The 19,535-nt window shown below is 40.6% G+C and carries 14 protein-coding genes; 9 read left to right on the forward strand and 5 right to left on the reverse strand.

Features of this window, described 5'->3' with window-relative positions:
• Positions 1-23: 23 nt before the first annotated feature.
• A complete protein-coding gene (locus A3775_RS03810; RefSeq protein ID WP_066423933.1) occupies positions 24-2,105 on the forward strand; it encodes a cation:proton antiporter in 2,082 nt (693 codons plus the stop codon).
• 224 nt (positions 2,106-2,329) lie between these two features.
• Here the strand turns inward: A3775_RS03810 and A3775_RS03815 are convergent, their stop codons facing one another.
• Positions 2,330-3,793 (reverse strand): multicopper oxidase family protein, encoded by a 1,464-nt coding sequence (locus A3775_RS03815; protein ID WP_082803668.1) that lies wholly within the window; start codon positions 3,791-3,793, stop codon positions 2,330-2,332.
• Positions 3,794-4,003: 210 nt separating this feature from the next.
• A complete protein-coding gene (locus A3775_RS03820; RefSeq protein ID WP_066380784.1) occupies positions 4,004-4,603 on the reverse strand; it encodes a DUF411 domain-containing protein in 600 nt (199 codons plus the stop codon).
• Between the two features lie 424 nt (positions 4,604-5,027).
• Between A3775_RS03820 and fldA the strand changes: the two genes are divergently transcribed.
• On the forward strand, positions 5,028-5,540 hold the full coding sequence (fldA, locus tag A3775_RS03825; protein ID WP_066380787.1) for a flavodoxin FldA: 513 nt from the start codon (positions 5,028-5,030) through the stop codon (positions 5,538-5,540).
• Positions 5,541-5,605: 65 nt separating this feature from the next.
• Positions 5,606-6,019, forward strand: a complete 414-nt coding sequence (locus A3775_RS03830; RefSeq protein ID WP_066423935.1) for a hypothetical protein — start codon at positions 5,606-5,608, stop codon at positions 6,017-6,019.
• Positions 6,020-6,279: 260 nt separating this feature from the next.
• Here A3775_RS03830 and A3775_RS03835 read toward each other — a convergent pair whose 3' ends face one another.
• Positions 6,280-8,427 (reverse strand): peptidase domain-containing ABC transporter, encoded by a 2,148-nt coding sequence (locus A3775_RS03835; RefSeq protein WP_066380791.1) that lies wholly within the window; start codon positions 8,425-8,427, stop codon positions 6,280-6,282.
• Between the two features lie 15 nt (positions 8,428-8,442).
• On the reverse strand, positions 8,443-9,366 hold the full coding sequence (locus A3775_RS03840; protein WP_066423937.1) for a GNAT family N-acetyltransferase: 924 nt from the start codon (positions 9,364-9,366) through the stop codon (positions 8,443-8,445).
• A 1,235-nt stretch (positions 9,367-10,601) separates the two neighbouring features.
• On the opposite strand from A3775_RS03840, the gene A3775_RS03850 reads away from it, so the two are divergent.
• From A3775_RS03850 to rppB, 4 genes are all read left to right on the forward strand, one after another.
• Entirely contained in the window at positions 10,602-11,705 is a 1,104-nt protein-coding gene (locus A3775_RS03850; RefSeq protein WP_066380797.1) for a cysteine synthase family protein, read from the forward strand.
• A 49-nt stretch (positions 11,706-11,754) separates the two neighbouring features.
• The gene (locus A3775_RS03855; RefSeq protein ID WP_066423939.1) at positions 11,755-13,095 is read left to right on the forward strand and encodes a hypothetical protein; all 1,341 of its coding nucleotides are present in this window, start codon (positions 11,755-11,757) and stop codon (positions 13,093-13,095) included.
• 248 nt (positions 13,096-13,343) lie between these two features.
• Positions 13,344-14,048, forward strand: a complete 705-nt coding sequence (gene rppA, locus A3775_RS03860) for a two-component system response regulator RppA (protein ID WP_066423941.1) — start codon at positions 13,344-13,346, stop codon at positions 14,046-14,048.
• A complete protein-coding gene (gene rppB / locus A3775_RS03865; protein WP_066423943.1) occupies positions 14,035-15,408 on the forward strand; it encodes a two-component system sensor histidine kinase RppB in 1,374 nt (457 codons plus the stop codon). The genes rppA and rppB overlap by 14 nt, the downstream gene beginning before the upstream one ends.
• On the opposite strand, the gene nagA is transcribed toward rppB, so the two are convergent.
• The gene (nagA, locus tag A3775_RS03870; RefSeq protein WP_066423944.1) at positions 15,358-16,557 is read right to left on the reverse strand and encodes an N-acetylglucosamine-6-phosphate deacetylase; all 1,200 of its coding nucleotides are present in this window, start codon (positions 16,555-16,557) and stop codon (positions 15,358-15,360) included. The genes rppB and nagA overlap by 51 nt on opposite strands.
• Before the next feature lie 168 nt (positions 16,558-16,725).
• On the opposite strand from nagA, the gene purE reads away from it, so the two are divergent.
• Complete coding sequence (gene purE, locus A3775_RS03875; RefSeq protein ID WP_066380808.1) at positions 16,726-17,238, forward strand: 5-(carboxyamino)imidazole ribonucleotide mutase; 513 nt, start codon at positions 16,726-16,728, stop codon at positions 17,236-17,238.
• 612 nt (positions 17,239-17,850) lie between these two features.
• Positions 17,851-19,320 carry an ammonium transporter gene (locus A3775_RS03880; protein WP_066381023.1) on the forward strand — a complete coding sequence of 490 codons (1,470 nt, stop codon included), beginning with the start codon at positions 17,851-17,853 and terminating at the stop codon, positions 19,318-19,320.
• Positions 19,321-19,535: the final 215 nt, after the last annotated feature.

The raw sequence follows: 19,535 nt of genomic DNA on the forward strand, positions 1-19,535 counted from the left end.
CATCTACACAATCGTATTAATATATGGCTTCAGAGTTCCTCACCGATTCTCCTATTATTGCCTTTACAATCCTTCTGACAGTAATATTTACTGTACCACCAATCTTTGAACGCTTAAGATTACCCGGACTGGTAGGATTACTGTTAGCCGGCGTAATCTTAGGACAAAATGGCTTAAAACTTTTAGATTCTGATTCCGAAACCGTCAAACTACTTTCAGATATCGGTAAAGTTTATTTAATGTTTGTCGCCGGATTAGAGATTGACCTAGACCAGTTTCGCAAAACCAAAAATCGTTCAATTGGATTTGGCTTTTTAACATTTATCTTCCCCATGCTTGCCGGGATTTTAGTCGGACGTTTTTTTAATTTCGGCTGGAATTCATCAGTATTAATTGGTTCTTTATTAGCTTCTCATACCCTCTTGGCATATCCGATTGTAAGTCGCCTGGGAGTAGTGATGAATGAAGCGGTAACAGTAACAATTGGCGCGACCATTTTTACTGATACAGGTGCTTTGTTAGTATTAGCAATTTGTGTAGGAATTCATAGCGGAGAATTTACAACTTTAAGTCTGTTAACTTTATTAGGCGGATTAATCATCTACTCAATTGCAGTTCTGTTTGGTTTTGACTGGTTAGGTAAAGAATTTTTCCGCCGTTCTGGGGATGAACAAAGTAATCAGTTTTTGTTTATTTTACTAGCCTTATTTTTAGCATCTGTAGGGGCGCAGGTCATTGGAGTTGAAAAAATTGTTGGTGCGTTTCTAGCTGGTTTAGCTGTCAATGATGTTTTAGGACGTAGCCCTGTTAAAGAGAAAATTGAGTTTATTGGTAGTGTGTTATTTATCCCTTGTTTTTTTGTAGACATGGGATTGTTGATTAACATTCCTGCCTTTCTCAAAACCCTTTCTTCATTTTGGCTGACATTGTTGATTATTGTAGCTTTGATTGGTAGTAAATTTTTAGCAGCCTTCTTCACCAAATTGCTTTACCGCTATAACACTGCGGAACTGCTAACAATGTGGTCATTATCCCTTCCACAAGTAGCGGCTACATTAGCAGCAACATTAGTTGCCTATCAAACTGTCAACTCTGCTGGCGAAAGGTTAATTAGTGAAGGTGTCTTAAATAGTGTGATTGTTTTGATGTTGGTGACTGCAATTTTGGGGCCAATCACCACAGCTAGGTTTGCTACTACATTACAGGTTTCCCAAGCAGAACTAGACACAGATAGTCTATCAATGTGGTGGGGGAATACTGAGGAAAAACTGCTAGAAGAAAACCACTATCCTTTCACGGTATTAGTACCAATATATAACCCACAAACCCAGCGATATCTCATAGAAATGGCGGCACTGCTGGCGCAGCATGAATCAGGGAGAATAGTGACTTTAGCTATTGCTAAATCTCATGTACACATGGATGACCCCCAGTTAGGAATTGCCCTAGAACAAAGTCAGCAAAGATTGAAATTAGCTAAAGATATCAGTCAAGAATTTGATGTAGAAGTGCAAACTGCCATTCGGATTGATGATGATGTGGCTTTAGGAATTAGCCGCACCAGTCGAGAACAAAACGCTAGTTTAGTGGTGATGGGTTGGTCTAAGACAACAGGTTTACGCGCCCGGTTATTTGGTAGTGTAATTGATAGCGTTTTTTGGTCATCTCATTGTCCGGTAGCAGTAACACGCCTCTTAAATAGCCCCAGCACAATCCGCCGAATTTTGTTACCAGTTGGTGATTTGATGCCGCAAACTATAGGGGCTTTAAGATTTGCTCAAATTTTGGCTTATCATAATCAGGGGGAAATAGTGTTATTACATGTGTGTGACCCTAATACACCAACACCTATGGTGGAACAATTTACCGGGCAATTATCTGAGATTATTAATAATAGTAAATTGCAGGTGAATACAGAGATTCAAACAATTAGAAATGATGATGTTGCTAAGGTAATTATTCGCGAAGCCCCTGGTTTTGATTTAGCAGTTTTACGTGCTGTTCGTTATCGCACAACCGGCGGATTGGCTGTGAGCCAAGTGACAACCCAAGTCATTAAAGAATTGACTTGCTCAATTGTCTTGCTGGGCGCACCTCATTCATAATTAAATACGCTTCAGTTAAGAAAATATAGTATTGGTAAGGCTGGTTTGTAGTCAGCATTTTATGTCTCAGAAAATCAGGACTAAAGTCCTGACTACGAACTGATTATTACTTCACAACTTAAAGCTTTTCGCCTTAACTGAACTGTATTGTGATATGTGGGATTAACTAATTTTCAATTGAAATAAAAAAGTTTAGATTATAGCGTTACAAAACTTGAGCAAATCTAAGTTTGAATCAGCAAATTTCCCATCATGCCTAAGTCTTCATGATCGAGAATATGGCAATGATAAACTGTCTTACCTGGGAAATCTCTAAAAGGAATACGAATGCGAACTGTTTCGCCTCTAGGAACTAAAACTGTATCTTTCCAGGCGCGATAGGGTTCGGGTTGATCATTGCGACTAATAACTTGAAAATGATTAACGTGGAGATGAAACGGATGATCCATCATTCCTGTATTCACAATCTCCCAGTCTTCTACTGTATCTAATTTAACTTGTGTATCAATGCGCTGGTGTTCAAAAGGCTGACCATTAATCAGAAATACCATACCCATACCAGCAGCCATTCCGTGATTCAATTCCAAGCGACGTACTTGTTGAGGTGTTGGTAAAGCTGGTATGGCAGCGAGTTTTTTAGGTAAAGCAGCAGGTTTTACAGGTGAGTCATAGTTAACGGTGGCTAAAACTGTTGGTGTGTTGCGATTTCCTCCCATCATACCCCGACTGCCCATCATCCCCATACCTATTGCACCTCGATTGTACGGCAGATTGAGCAAGCGATATTGTCCGGGTTGGCGATCGCCTTTCACTAACACTTCTACCCTTTGCCCTGGTGTCAGTAATAACTCACTAACTTCTACAGGTTGTTCTAATGCACCTCCCTCAGTAGCAATCAGGTAAAAAGGGTGTTTTTCCAACGCCAGCCGATAAAAGCGAGAAGTAGAAGCATTCAGAATCCGCCATCTGACTAAACCCTCAGCCGGAAGTGACAAAGAGGGGTTAGACTCACCATTCACTGTAATCACATCCCCTTCCCGTCCTGTCATAATTGACATCCGTGCTGAAGACATCAGCCTTCCCTCACCATCAAAAGCAAAATCTTGCAATACCAAAAATTCCTCTTTAGCGGCTTTAATTTCGGGAATTTCATCTAACTCACCCCGCACCACAAACAAACCAGCCAAACCCCCAAATAACTGTTCTGCTACCAAACCATGAAGATGGGGATGATACCAAAACGTACCAGCCGGATGATTAGCAGGTATAGTAAACTCATAATTAAAACTCTCTCCTGGGTCAATACTGAGAAAAACATTATCAGCATTACCTGTAGGTGGAATGTGTAGCCCGTGGTAATGCAGGTTAGTTGGTTGAGCAAGGTTATTAATAAAACGGATGCGAACAGTGTCCCCTGGTTTAGCTTCCAAGCGAGGCGCAGGTATTTGTCCGTTATAAGTTAATAGATATGCTTGTTGATCACCCAATTTCACAGCACGGTTACTAGCTTCGAGGTTAATTTCCAATAAACCATCAGTGCTTTTGTGCCACTTGGGTAGTTCAATTGCTGGCTGCACTGAAATTTGAGCAGAATTAAATTTTTGCCATCCCCAACTAGCAGCCAAAGCTGTGCCAGCACTAGCCGCAGTTAAGGTAATGAATTGACGGCGATTCAACTTTTTCATCATCGTAATTTTTCATGAATCTGGTTGTTTAACTCCTCACTCCTATTTGCGACTTATACCAATTATCTATGAAGTTGCATCAAATAAATCATGTAGAGACGTTGCATGGAACGTCTCTACAGTGCAGAATAAAGTGCATCTTCATCAGGAAAGAGCAGTGGCAAACGAGACAGGAAGCCAACACTTACCGCTTGCGGAAGTGTTGGTACTTCATTAAGATTGATACTCTTTAAACGCTGCAACTGCACCGGATTGATCAAATGTCATGATTGTAAATGGCTGTTTTCTATCTCCTGATTCCATCCCTGGAGTTCCTAAAGGCATCCCTGGAACAGCTAAACCTGCAACTTCAGGTTTTTGTTTAAGAAAACGCTTGATATCATCGGCGGGAATATGCCCTTCCATGACATAGCCATCAATAATTGCTGTGTGACAAGATGCTAACTCTTGAGGCAAGTTGTACTTTTGTTTAATTGCCTCCATGTCATCGGTTTTGATATCTGCTTTGATGTTAAACCCGTGCTTTTGTATATGTTCCATCCAAGCACCACAGCAACCACAAGAGGGACTTCGATAAACTGTAATATCTCGCACTCCTGAATAGGATTCTGTTTGCTTATCCCAAACACTGACGTTAAGCAGTGCAGTAGAATTATTCGCTAATACTTGTGGATGATTGCTAGCTGTAACACTCTCTTCTTTGCTCAATACATTGAATGTTACAGAAGCAGTTGCGACAACTCCAGTGGTAACAATCACTGCTAATAAATAACGAGACCATTGATTAATCCAAGCGGAAAAGCGTTTGTTCATTGTTCACACCTTATAAGCGTTTTTTGGGATTGAGATGTTGAACATATTCCTGTTAGTTTATACTCTCCATCTAACTGGAGAGTCAACTGTCTAGTTTTGAGAAGTAAAAAAGTATTTACTATGTAATCAAAAAATATTGCCTAAGTTTTAGCTAAACATCCAAAAATGAAAATCAGATGAAATTTAGACTCTGACATCAGACATAAATTTTTTTATCTCATTTGGAAGATGTGAAACCAATAGGAAATTTTTAACTTAGAGCCTAGAGGTAAGGTAACTTGAAACTTCAAGAAGTGAGCCAGTTATCCCCAGATGTTGGTTGAAAATTTTGCTAGTTACCTAACACCTGTTTTATGTGATTATGCCAACGTTACCGCTATCTCTAAATTTGAATGAGTAACACCGTATTTCACAAGTAGTAATTATGGCTAAGATAGGGTTATTTTTTGGTACTCAAACAGGCAACACTCAAACTGAATCAGAAATTATTCAAAAAGAGTTAGGTGGGGAAAATACGGTGGAATTACATGATGTTTCCCAAGTAGAGCCTAGTGATTTTAATGACTACAGTTATATTATTATTGGTTGCCCTACCTGGAATATTGGAGAACTACAAAGCGACTGGGAAGTTTTTTATGATGAACTAGATAATGTTGATTTTTCTGGGAAAAAAGTTGCATATTTTGGTGCGGGAGATCAGGTTGGTTATCCTGATACATTTCAAGATGCAATGGGCATTTTGGAAGAAAAGATTGCAGAACTAGGTGGTGAAACTGTTGGTTATTGGCCTACAGATAACTATGAGTTTACTGAGTCTAAGGCTCTCCGTGATGGTAAATTTGTCGGACTTGCTCTGGATGAGGATAATCAATCTGATTTGACAGAGGAACGAATCAAAACTTGGGTTACTCAACTCAAGCAGGAGTTTGGTTTGTAGAATAGTGCATTATTGGTTGAGCTAGATTGAAGTTAAATTATAGAATTGAAAAAGTGAGCAAAAAAATGACACTAAAAAATACAACTGTTGCTCAATATTTTGCCATTGTTATTACTATCTTAGGATTAGGTGCTGTCCCGTCAATTGCTCAAACTAACCCTGATCAGCAAAGCTCAGAAATCAACTTGCAACAGATGAAGCAGCATCATCGAGAAATGATGTTACAGATGGGGCAGATGCAGCAAATGATGGGACAAATGCAAATGAATATGGGTCGAATGCACCAGAGAATGTCTCAGATGACACCAGAAAAGATGCAGCAAATGATGCAGAGGATGACTCCACAGCAAAGAGAACAGCACCATCAAAAAATGATGAGACAAATGCAAGAAACGATGAGAAATATGCAGCAGATGAATCAAATGATGGAACAGATGAATCAAATGATGGGAACTGGTGGTGAGATGCCAAAAAAATAATGATGAGTGCTAATAATTATGACAAAAAGTAATAGGAAAACAGCTACACGTCCAATTCATGAACATCACGAAAATGAACAGCATTCTGAGCATCAACCAGGGCATTTACAACATGGTAGCTCAACTTAAAAGTTTTCTTAAAATTAATAATGGCTAAAATAGGGCTATGTTTTGAGATTCAAACAGTCAATTTACTTATTTATTTAGAATATTGGACTCTGGACAAGACAAGTATATTCGCGTATTCTTTTAAAGATGGCTTAAGGATTAATAAAATCCAAGTCTTCTGTAGCTTGCTTCAGGAAATTTTCTCTAGAACAGTTATATTTCAGTTTTCCTTCTTCTAGTAAAACGATCCAATCGGCTCGCTCGATAACTTTAGGGCGATGGCTAATTAAGATTGTGGTTTTTCCCTGGCGATGGGTAAGTAAATTTTCTAATACCTCTCTTTCGCTAATGGGATCAAGATTAGAAGTAGATTCGTCTAGAATCATTACGGGAGGGTGGTTAAGAATGGCTCTAGCGATCGCTAGTCTTTGCTTTTGTCCACCGGAAATATTAGCAGCAACTGCCCCCAAAACGGTATCATATTTTTCTGGGAATTTACTGACAAACTCGTGGGCATGAGAAACTTTACAAGCGGCGATAATCTCGTCTAAAGTTGCATCAGGCGACCCTAAGCGAAAGTTATCGGCAATGGAGCGATGTAAGAAAAAAGTCTCTTGGGGTATATGTATCACTTGCTGGCGCAAACAATCGAGGGGTAAGTCTTGAATGCAGTGATCGCCGATATAAATTTTACCTGATTGCAGGGGATACAGTCCAGTTAGTAATTTAGCTAGGGTACTTTTACCGCAACCAGACCTCCCAATAAGTGCAATAACTTTTCCGCCTGGAATTGTTAGGGATAAATTCTCTAGGAGTTTTATCCGACCTGGATAATAGAAATTGAGTTCTTCACATCTTATGCTGGCATCATCCTTCAGTTTCACAGGAACTTTACTACTGTCGTGGCGATTTTCTGGTTCAAATTCAAATAACTCTGCTAAAAGTTGGGTGATGGCTCTAATTTCAGTCCATTCAATTACCGTCTGCATGAGGCTAGTCACCAATTGCCAGAAACTGAACTTTAAACCATAAATAGCAAGCAATTGCCCAATCGTTAATTCTGCTTGAAAAACCAGATAGCTGCCGTACCAAAGGATACTAACAGTACCAATTCCAGCTAATAAGCTTGAGATGATATTGTTAGCAACTTTTATCCGAGCGGTATGCAAATTCAACTTGTATTCGTGGTCAAATCTTTGTTGGATTTCTTGCCATAACTGGGGTGCAGCAACTGTAGTTTTAATGGTTAAAGCTCCCCTAAACATTTCAGCTAAAACGCCAGAGTTTTTTCCAGCTACAGCAAAAGACCGAAAAGTAGTTTGTCTAACGAGGGGTTTAAAAGTCAGGGTAAATGCCGCCATCACCCCACCCACCGCCAAGGTTAATAAAGCCAGTTTGGGACTATAATAAAAGATGACTGCTGCTGCCACTAAACCGATAAATATTTGAATCGGTAACTGGATAATTAAGCGAGAAACAACTATCTGAATTTGTTGAATATCCGCCAGACGACGGACAGCAGTGCCACTACGACGAGCTTCGTGATAGGACACAGGCAAATGTAAAACCTGTTGTGCGAATTCTAATTTTAGTCCTTGTTGCAGTCTTTCGGCAAAGGACAGCACCAGATTGGATTGCAACCAGGATAAAAAACCATTGGCAAATATCAGTCCCATTACCCCCAAAGCGACTGCGGTTAATTTTTGGCGATCGCCTTCTACTAAAATAGTGTCAGTTAAAAACTGCAACAGTAACGGGTTCGCCAATGCCAAAAGCCCGATCACTAAATTGAGAGGAATTACTTTCCAGAGGAGTTGTCGTTGCTGCCAGAGCCTCTGCAATAAACTATCTAGAGGATTAACGACATCTTCTTCATCCTCTGTGGCAAAAAAACGCTCCTCTGGCTCTAGCAAAAGCATTATTTGTCCTTGCCAGTCCGCGAGCAATTCTTGACGGGAAAGATGGCAAATCCCCATTGCGGGGTCAGAAATAATGTACTTATTGTTTTTTTTTCCATATAAGACGACGAAATGATAGCCTTTCCAAAAGATAATCGCAGGTAGGGTAAACTGATCAAGTTCGTCTAGAATTTCTGGAGAGGCTTTAATCGCTTGAGCAGCAAAACCCAGGGCTTGTGCGCCATATTTTAACCCCAACATGGTGGTTCCACCCTCGTTGGTTCCAACTAGCTCACGGATACGATTGATTCTCAGTTTACGTCCATAATGTTGAGCAACAATCGCCAGACTTGCTGCTGCACAATCTTCACCACTATGTTGTTTTACCCATTGATACTTCATGATTAAGTTTCGCTCTTAATGATTAGTATCGAGAAGCTTAGTGACCAATCGGGCTTCGCGGATTTCGTATAAATAAGGAGCCAATCGACGATGGACGAATTTCACCATAGGTTCGTTGTCAATTGCCACTCGGAACGTGGCTTTTGTCGTTGCTCCCTGATATTGAAAATGGATTGCTTTTGCTAATAACAAAGTGCTTCTGCTTAAAGGCTGGTTCTCTGGATGGACAAACATTTGAGTGTAGCGAATGGTATCAGGAGCAATGCGATGGGTTATTACCCAGCCGACAACTCTATCTCGATAGCGTAAACCTAAACTGTTACTCGGTTCTAACTCATTTTCCTCCACAAAAGGATTGAACCTTCTTACCAAGGAATCAGTTTCCATCTGAGCTTCAATGATTTGACGCTCTCGAAGGCGTAAGTCCTTCCAAAAGAAAATTTCGTAATCTTGAGGTAACTTTGCAGTAAGTTTGTCAATATATTTGACTAAATGTCGAGATTTAGTTTGGTCAACATTTATTTTAGAACCGTAACATATTAAAGCCGTTGTTTTTGGAGATGACCAATTTTGTTGTGCAAGAACTTCCTCCAGTGCGATTGTACTGGGACTAGAAAGATACCTTAATTCCACTTCAGCACATCGTTTCATCTTGAGTGCTGTTTCCATACGCCTAAGTAGCTCTTTCCCTAACCCTTGATGGCGATGTTCAGGAACTACAAAAAGAGATAGGATTTGTCCGTAAGCTTGATCAGAGTTGTCAGAGCTACTAACATAATAAGCAAGTATTAATCCTACAGGGCTTGTATCTAACTCTGCACCTATGGCAACTGTAGAAGAGTCACCCGTTAAATTTTCAAGAAATTTGACGTAACTTGGATAAGTTAGGTGAGTGTACTGAGACGCATTTTCACCGTTTAATTCAGAAAAGTTATACACAATGATAATACATCTGGTGCAGTTAACTTAAGCACTTGTATAGGTAGGGTTGGACTGGGTGAAATGTTTACCAAGAAAGGACTTTCCAGGGTTACGTCCCTACCAACCCACACTAGAATTTATCTCTTCAAACCATTTTAAATGGTTATACTTTGGCTCGGTAGCTATTTTTGCAGCCAACTAGGACGTTTATCATCTGGACTTACTAGTTTGCAACTGTTTCCAGTACAGCTAATCTCATAACGCTCACTTTCCGGGAATATATAACCACCACCACAGATGACTTCTAGCTCTTGGTCATTAAGCTCTGGGTAGCAAACAGAGGGCTTTTGAGCAGACTTGTTGTTTGACTGGTTCATTGTAACTTGTTCTTTTGAATTAAATAAGTGACTGAAATAGGTTTTTGATGAGATGTAACTAATCCCAAAGGATTGATAAGCCTAGTAATCAAGGCAGGCCAGCAGCCTCCAATGATTATATTAACTAGACAGGTTTTGGCAAATTTTTAACATCTCTTACTGTATATATACACTATTTTTTAGTCTTCGACAAGCGACCGCTCTTTCTCACTTTATATGCCACACAGGAGTTTAGACTAAATAGCCGAGTTCAAAGAAAAAAATAAGGGGGTGTGATTGAACACATTCCCCGTATTAGCAGAAACTGAGAGCAGAACCACCAACTCTCATCAAAAAATAATGTAGAGACTAAGCATGGCTAGTCTCTACATTTGCTGTTCGGACGTTTGGAGAGGGGTTTTTAGTATTCTTCACGACTTGACAAACATCCTCTAAGACAGTGCGTTTTAATTTGCTTTCCCCCACTGTTGAATGTTACCTGTTCCCTATCCCTTGGAGATAGGGAACTTATAAATAAATGCAAAATATTTAATAAGTATAATTATTTACATTAACTCTTTAAATCTGAAGAGAAAATTTAAAAATTCATCTTAATTTCATTTTTAACCTCCAACATAAAAAATAGCTTGATTTCATCATAGATTCCATCTTATGGGTAATACTCAAAAAACTTATCAGTTTGCTATTGATGCAACCTGATGGACATTTACTATTGGGACACATTTAAAAAAGTTGATTGTCATAATTTTTACATAAATTCGTCCATGTAATTTGTATCGACAATCAAACTATGCAGAGCAATACAACCTGATTACAGAAGCAATTTAAGGAAAACAGAGTAGTTCCATTGATTTTTCATGTTTTCACAAGGTTAATATGAAACAACTTACAAAATATTCACCCTTAGAGAATGTTTTTCCCAGTCCAAATCATAGTCAATGGCAAAAAACTACTGCTGATGATGTTACCGAGGCGATAGGAAATGTACCGATTGTCAAACTCAAGCATATTTCTCCTGTCTGTCGTGTCTCGGAATGTTTATTAAAGTTGGAAAGTTGTAATCCTGGCGGTTCGATTAAAGAGAAAAATGCAGTTTACCTGGTGACACGCGCCGAGGAGGAAGGGCTGCTTGTACCTGGTGGTACGATTATAGAGTCAAGCTCAGGAAATTTTGGCGTTGGGTTGGCGATGGTGGGAGCAGTCAGAGGTTATCGAGTGATGATTGTTGTCGATGCTAAAACTCCGCCACCGTTTAGACGAATGCTGAAAGCTTATGGTGCTGAACTTGTGGATGTACCACTGCATGAGGCTGATGAGTCAGGCTCTATGCAAAAGGCACGAATGAAAAAAGCCAAGGAACTGGCAGCAACTATACCTAATTCTTGGTATCCGTGTCAACACCTAAATCCTTTGAATACTGAGGCACATTCATATTACACCGCCCGTGAGATTGCAGCGCATTTTGGTTCTGATCTTGATGCTGTGGTGGTTGGTGTTAGCACTGCCGGACAGATAATGGGAATAGCTCGTTATTTACGTTCGCAATTCCCCAAAATACGCATTGTGGGCGTTGATGTACTGGGTTCAGTGATTATGGGAACACCAGCCAAAGCATATAAAATGACGGGTATCGGCTTATCTTTCTTTCCCCCAAATTTGGATTTGTCACTGCTGGATAGAGCTTACGTAGTCCCTGAAGATTTAGCTTACTCAGTTTGTCACGTTCTGGCGCGTCGTGAGGGCTTGCTTCTAGGTGCTTCAACAGGGGCAATTGTAGCAGGTGGGTTACATCTGGCGCGTGAACTGGGTGCAGGTGCGCGGATTTTAATGATTAATCCCGATAGAGGCGATAGATACCTTGAGACAGTGTATGATTCCGATTGGCTTGAGCGTCATGGATTTACCCTCAAGCAAGGGGAACATCTTGATGATGCTATCAGTTCGCTCATACCAATTTACCCGAATCAAGCACAAGTCTGAATTTTGAATTTTGAATTGTGATGTATTTTGAGTAGTGCTAAAAAATATCATGAACACCTCACCCCAACAACAGGAAGGTCATAAAATAAATTCCGAGCGATCGCTCCTCACACTACTCACACAGTTTATCCCACTTTCCCTGTCTGATGTGGCCATGACTCTCGGAGATCCACTTCAGACATCTGCACTCAGTCGTCTACCCTTTCCTCAAGAAACATTAGCCGGAGTCGGGGTTGTCAAAGGGGTGGCGGTATTTCTGGAAAGCCCCATTATCATGATTCTTCATGCTTCAACCGCACTAGGAGGGCAAGCCAAATCTCGCCGCGCACTTTGGCAGTTTACACTGATAGCGGGACTAACTCTCAGTGCTATCTTTCTTGTACTCACTTGGCAACCTTTGTATAACTGGCTACTGCTTGATGTCTTCGGCGTAAGCTCATCAATTGCTGCACGAGGAAGAACTACTTTTTTATTAATGTTCCTCTGGCCTTTTGTGATTGCTTGGCGGCGATTTTTTCAAGGTTTACTCATCCGCGCTAAAAAGAGCATAGCTGTAGGTTGGGCAAGTATAGCACGATTGACTTGGGTAATTGTGGCGTTGGCTGTGGGAGTAAGTTTGAGGTTAGATGGAGCATTGCTAGCAGGTATCACCATGATGGGAGCAATACTCATTGAGGCGGTACTCGTTACATGGTTTTGTCTGCGTCTTGGTGCAATTTCTATTCTGAACCAACAAGTACATTCAGAAACTAAGAAACTACCTCAAACCTTTGCCGGAGTCAGCTTTTATTATTTTCCTTTAGCCTCAACCATGCTTTTAGTTTGGGGTGCAAGAGCTATACTTTTAAGTCTGATTGCTCGCTCATTCGATGGTAACATTGCACTTGCTGTATGGCCTGCGGCTTGGGGGTTACTGCTTTCCATTGCTAACGGTACGCGCATGATTCAACAAGTGGTAATTTCTGCTTACGAAGAAACGAACAAGCGAACACTTGGGACTTTTGTGATTATTGTCGGGTTTACTTTTACTTTGATACCGTTTTTTCTGGGGTTTACAGAGCAAGGTTTATTTTTACTGCGTCAGTTTTTGGGAAATAATCCCGCGCTTGTAGAAGCATCTCGTCCAGTTATACAAATACTCTCATGTTTCCCTCTGTTGGTGGCTTTGCAAAATACTTTTCAAGGCTTACTTATTCACAAGGGTAAGAACTGGTTTATTAATATAGCAACAGTCGTTGCTGCAAGTTTTACATTAGTAGTATGTGGAAGTCTGATTTTTACCAGACATGGCGGCGCGACTTCAGCAGCTTATGGAATGCTTGCGGGTGTGATTAGTGAAATTATTGTGCTGGGTTTCGCACTTCAACGCCGTTCACACTCAGGTTTGTAGTCAGGACTAAAGTCCTGAGAAAATAAGGACTAAAGTCCTTACTACGAACTTAGCCTTAACTGAACTTTAATCAGGTGACGAAAGGATATTATTAAATCTTCCATCAGTTGCTTTATGACAATTACAGTGTGGTGGGCAATGCGGAAACTGTGTTTAAACTTCGATGTTTACTTTGATAGCATTGCCCACCCTAGGATTGTTGAGCATGGTGCAAGATATTAGTATTACTAGATGGGAAAAATAATTTTATGCGAGTGTTATTAGTCGAGGATGAACCAGATTTAGGTAATGCTATTAAACGAACTATTACCCAACATAAATACGTGGTTGATTGGGTGATGAATGGTAATGAGGCTTGGGAATATTTAGAAAGTAGTTGGACACAATACACGTTAGCTATATTTGATTGGATGATTCCGGGGCTTTCTGGTGTGGAATTATGTAAAAAATTGCGTTATCGTCATAATCATTTGCCTGTGTTGATGCTGACAGCTAAAGACAGTATGGAAGATAAAGTTACGGGTTTAGATGCGGGTGCTGATGATTATTTAGTCAAACCCTTTGGCATGGCGGAATTATTAGCAAGATTGCGAGCTTTGCAAAGGCGATCGCCACAATTTCAGCCTCAAGAATTAACTTTAGGAAATCTGACTCTAGATTATAGCAATAGCAAAGTTATCAGTAAAGATGCGGCAGGAAATCAACAAGAAATTTCCTTAACTAATAAAGAGTTTCAACTGTTAGAATATTTTATGAAACATCCCAATCACATCGTTACTTCTGAACAACTTCGTAACCAACTATGGGAAGTCAACGCCGAGCCTGTTAGTAATGTAGTGGCAGCACAAGTCAGGTTATTACGTCGTAAATTAGCTAATAGTGGTTGTGAAAATATCATTGAAACTTTACATGGTATGGGATATAGGCTAAATCTCACTCATGAAGCAAAATAGATTATTTCAGCGCACCCGTTTACGTTTGGCAGTGTGGTATGCTCTGGTGATGGCTCTGATTTTAACTCTGTGTGGCATTGGGATTTATAAAGCTGTGTCTCATGCTCATTGGATGACATTAGATCAGGAAATAGAAACAGTAGCAGGAACACTACATGATAGTATTGAATTAAAGTTACAACAACCCGGTAAATTAGAACCAGTTATATATGGACTTTTACCCAAAATTTGCATAGTAGGAAAAACTTGTATTTCTGAACCAATAAATTCTCATCGTCATACTCTGAGTGCGATTCACCAAGAGCATTATTATGTGCGTTTTTATGATAATTCTGGACGTTTATTTGCTATAGCCGGAGCTTATCCAGAAGGAATATCATCAAAATTTAACCCTGAATTATGGCAAACTCTCAAAGATAGTCAAGGGAAGATTTATCACCAAATTTCTCGGACATTGCATACCCAAGATAATCTTGATTGGGGTTATATTCAAGTCGGGCGGAGTATTGAAGATTTTAGTAATTATTTAGATGCGGTGAAACTAACTTTAGCCTTTGGTTCGCCAATGGTGATTGGTTTAGTGGGTTTTGCTAGTTGGTGGTTAGCAGGTTTAGCAATGCAACCAATTTATAAATCATACAGACAAATTCAACAATTTACAGCAGATGCAGCCCATGAGTTACGCACGCCTTTAGCAGCAACTCAAGCAACTGTAGAATCAGCACTTTTGATGTCACAATTGGATGAATTAGAAGCAAGGGAGCTTTTACAAACTATACAACGCCAAAATCAACGTCTGACTAATCTGGTAGCTGATTTATTATTACTGTCTCGCTTAGACCGTCAACCTGTGACAATCAGTTATGATATTTGTTGTTTAAATGATATTATTAGCGATTTAATTGAGGAGTTTGCCGCCTTAGCAATTGCAGCAAATATCACCCTCAAATCTGAGTTTATGGTGACAAAGCCTGTAAATATTATCGGTAATCAAGACCAAATTTATCGATTGATTTCTAATTTAATTATCAATGCCATTCAATACACTTTATCAGGTGGTAAAGTCATAGTTAGTTTAGACCGTAGTGAACAGTATGCGGTGATTCAAGTTCAAGACACAGGTATTGGTATTCCTCAGTTAGAATTATCGCGGATTTTTGACCGCTTTTATCGTGTGAATAGCGATCGCTCTCGTAGCACTGGCGGTTCTGGATTAGGACTAGCGATCGCTCAAGCAATTGTTCAAGCACATCATGGTAGTATAGATGTGCAGAGTCAATTGGATCAAGGCAGTATTTTTACGATTAAGTTACCCGTTGACTCGCTCCGGCTGGAAAACCGAAAATTCAAACGCTGGTGATAGTCGCACCCAGTTAAGTGATTTTGTCTTCTCATCCCAATGCCAACGCAATAAGTTAGCTGTTTGCTGGGGTGCAATTCCTGGTAAACTAATCGCCTGTCTGGGTGCATCGGTAGCTAAAGCGATCGCAGTTTCGACATCACAAATTCCCCACTTCACCAAGTTTTCTACTCCCACTAACAACGGTAAAGTCGTACCTGATAAAGTCCCATCTGGTAGTCGTGCTGTACCATTTTTTACCTCTATCTCTCGACTATCCCAAGGATAAAACCCATCAGGTAGCCCCAAAGGTGACAGCGCATCACTAACCAAAAACAAGCCTTGGCTAGCACGGAGGAGAATTTGCAACATCGTCGGTGTAATATGTTGCCCATCGGCAATAAAACCACACATCACCCCTGGATGGGTAATTGCTGCGCCTAATAATCCCGGTTCGCGGTGGTGTAGGGATGGCATAGCATTAAAAGCATGAGTTACCATTGTTGCACCAAGTTCAAAGGCGTGTTGAGCTTGTGCTGCTGTCGCTTGAGAATGTCCTAAACTGACGGTAATACCTAAATCACGTAAATAAGGGATAACTTCGCCAGTAGTATCTAACTCTGGTGCTAAGGTAATGACTTTGACAACATCAGCATAATCACCCAAAACCCGCTTGACTTCCTCAATGGTGAGGGGTAATAGATACTCGGCCGGATGTGCGCCACGCTTGTGATAATTTAAAAATGGCCCTTCCAGATGTACACCTAAAATCTCAGCACCTGTTTTGGAAGTCGAGATAAAATCTGCAATCACAGCAAGCGATCGCTGTATATTCTCTACAGAAGTTGTTACCAATGTCGGTAAATATCCATCTACTCCCACATCCCAGAGAAACTGAGATATTTTCGGCAGTAAATCAGCATTTTCCCTCGATAAATCAGGAAAAGCCAACCCTAAAGCCCCGTTAATCTGTAAATCAATGCCTCCTAAAGAAATCCAATCTCCACCCACATCTAATATTTGTAAGTCTGGTGGTGTAACTCGTTTGAATACTGTCCCCATTGGTAGAATTTGCTCAATTATGCCCTGTTGATTGACTAAGAGCATTTGCAAATCTTGATAGCCTGGGACTCTAGCATTAATAATGTCTATCGGTTTGTGTATAGTCATTAGTCATTAGTCATTAGTCATTAGTCATTAGTCATTAGTCATTAGTTATTAGTTTTTCTCCTCCGCTCCCTCATCCCCAATCCCCAGTCACCGCAGAATATGAGATGATAATTACAGCCTCAGCTTGCTGTGTGGGCAAAAATTTTGAATTTTGAATTTTGAATTGTTATGGCTCCTGTTGTTGGCATTATTATGGGTAGTGATTCCGATCTGCCCACTATGAAAGATGCGATCGCTGTTTGCAATGAGTTTGGCATAGAGAACGAAGTAGCGATCGTCTCTGCCCATCGTACCCCAGAACGCATGGTGCAGTATGCCCAACAAGCTCACCAAAGAGGTATTAAGGTAATCATTGCTGGTGCTGGTGGTGCGGCTCATCTTCCGGGGATGGTAGCGTCTTTAACACCATTGCCTGTGATTGGTGTTCCTGTAGCTACGCGCAATTTACAAGGGGTTGATTCTTTATATTCTATCGTCCAGATGCCAGCAGGTATCCCAGTGGCTACAGTCGCTATCGGTAATGCGAAAAACGCCGGACTTTTAGCAGTACAAATCCTGGCTACTCACCAGCCAGAATTACTAGAGAAAGTGCAACAGTACCGTCAAAGCCTAGCTGAATTAGTGATGACAAAGCAAGCAAAACTCGAACAACTAGGCTATGAACAATATTTAAACGATTGATGCGACTGGCATATTAGTAGGGTGCGTCATATCATGTCCGTTTGAATAGTTATCATATCTGTTGGGGTAGGGAACAGGGAACAGGGAAAAAGAAAAGATCAGCATCAAAAACTTATCATAAGTAATGAGCCGGACATGATATCAGATATGAAAAATACGTTGATTGACGGCATTGAAACAGTCTGACGCACTCTACAAGACACATGTAAGGTGGGCATTGCCAAAACGTAAAGTTATGAGTTTTACCAACTGGCAAGCAATGCCCACCCTACGAAAATGTGATCCTTAATCAGCCTGAAGCATACAAAAATTTAATAAGCTTAATATAACTTAATAATTTTCTGAGCAATCATATCTAGCCAAGATGAAATGCTGATAGGACAAAGGCTGTGAGTAATTTATTTAACTATTCACAGCCTCATGATTATTGCTCAATTCTGGTAAATTGTATCAAAACCTACAGAATTAAAACTTCAGTAAATAGACTATTAATCAACTTATTTGTGGATTTGTTGACACCAGAAATGTGCTGATGTTTAGGTAAAATTTTTCGCCGTGGTTAAGTTTGCTCCCGTTGTCAGTCATCGCTTTTCCATCTGGAAAAAATCACCATTGAATAAGCGTATTCAAACTTGGCAACGCTTATTGGCGGTGGCGATTAGCTCAATGATATTTGTAGTTGCGGTGTCGGCGGTTGTGCAAGCAGCAGAACCGCCAAATATGCAGTCTTTATCAGAGACTACAATCAGACTGCAAATTTCGATTGATACTACATGGGTATTACTCACCGGGTTTTTAGTCTTTTTTATGCAAACTGGCTTTGCCATGCTAGAAGCAGGTTTTGTGGAACAAACAAGTGTAGTCAACGTTTTACTAGAAAACTTTGTTGATGCGGCTGTCACAATCTTGGTATGGTGGGCGGTGGGTTTTGGTGTGGCGTTTGGTAGTAGTGCCGGTGGGTTGTTAGGTGTAGATACATTCTTTCTGAGTCTGATGCCTGCGGCTGATGGTAGCTTTCCAATGGGTGCGCCTGGTTCGACAGCTGCGATTAACACCTATACATTGTTCTTTTTTCAGTTTGCCTTTGCAGCCACCGCCAGCACAATTACTACAGGTGCGATGGCTGGCAGAACTGATTTTATTGGGAACTTAATTTATACCGCCGTGATGGGAGCCATTAGCTACCCAATCATCGTCCATTGGGCTTGGAATGCTGAAGGTTGGTTAGCCAAACTCGGTTATCATGACTTTGCTGGTGGTTCCATTGTGCATTGTGTAGGTGGTTGGACGGCGGTAGTAGGTGCTTATTTGTTAGGGCATCGTTCTGGACGTTGTGATTGGGGAACACCACCCCCAGCCCATAATTTAAGCTTGGCGACGTTGGGAACTATGATTTTGTGGTTGGGTTGGTATGGGTTTAATCCTGGTTCAACCCTCGGTGTGGGTAATCCCGGCTTAATAGGGCTAGTGACAATTAATACCACATTGGCGGCGGGTGCTGCTGCACTGTCAGCGATGATTTGGCAATACATCCGCACTGGTAAGTGGAGTTTAGTCTATTGTCTGAATGGTTCTTTAGCTGGGTTAGTGGGGATTACAGCAGCTTGCGCTTATGTTGCGCCTTGGGCTGCGGTGTTGATTGGGTTAACAGGTGGCATTTTATTAGTGTGGGGGATGGATGTCATTGAATCATTACAGATTGATGATCCGGTAGGGGCTTTTTCCGTACATGGGATTAATGGCATGATGGGTACTTTGTCTGTGGGGTTTTTAGGACAAGCAGAACTTACCTTAAACAAAAAAGCCGGGCTATTGTTAGGCGGTGGCATGGAATTATTGGGGATTCAGCTTTTAGGTGTGGTAGCGATCGCCGTGTTTACAGTTGTGTTTAGCTTTGTCATGTTTGGTAGTCTCAAAGCCCTTGGACGCTTGCGTGTCCATCCCGAAGGCGATCGCCTGGGGATTGATGTCTATGAACATGGTGCATCAGTCTGGCCTGATGTTTATACAATTGAAACTTTGATTGCAGCAGACAAAAACCATCCTCAAACTTCCGATACTAATACTTTAGAGAAGGAATAAAACAGTGAAACTTATCAATTGACAAAAGTCAGTAAAAAGTAGTAGTGTATTTCACAAATTTTTTATTCATCTTGACTCTAATTGTTCACCGAAATCAGATTGACAATTTGAGGTGATTTCCCTGTGCATAGTTATTGGTTTCTTCATTAAAGATTCAATGAAGAAGATGTACAAGTAAAAAAAATACATAATAATTTTTGAAGAATAACATCGAA

It is taken from the genome of Anabaena sp. 4-3 (assembly GCF_001597745.1).
GTDB lineage: Bacteria > Cyanobacteriota > Cyanobacteriia > Cyanobacteriales > Nostocaceae > Trichormus.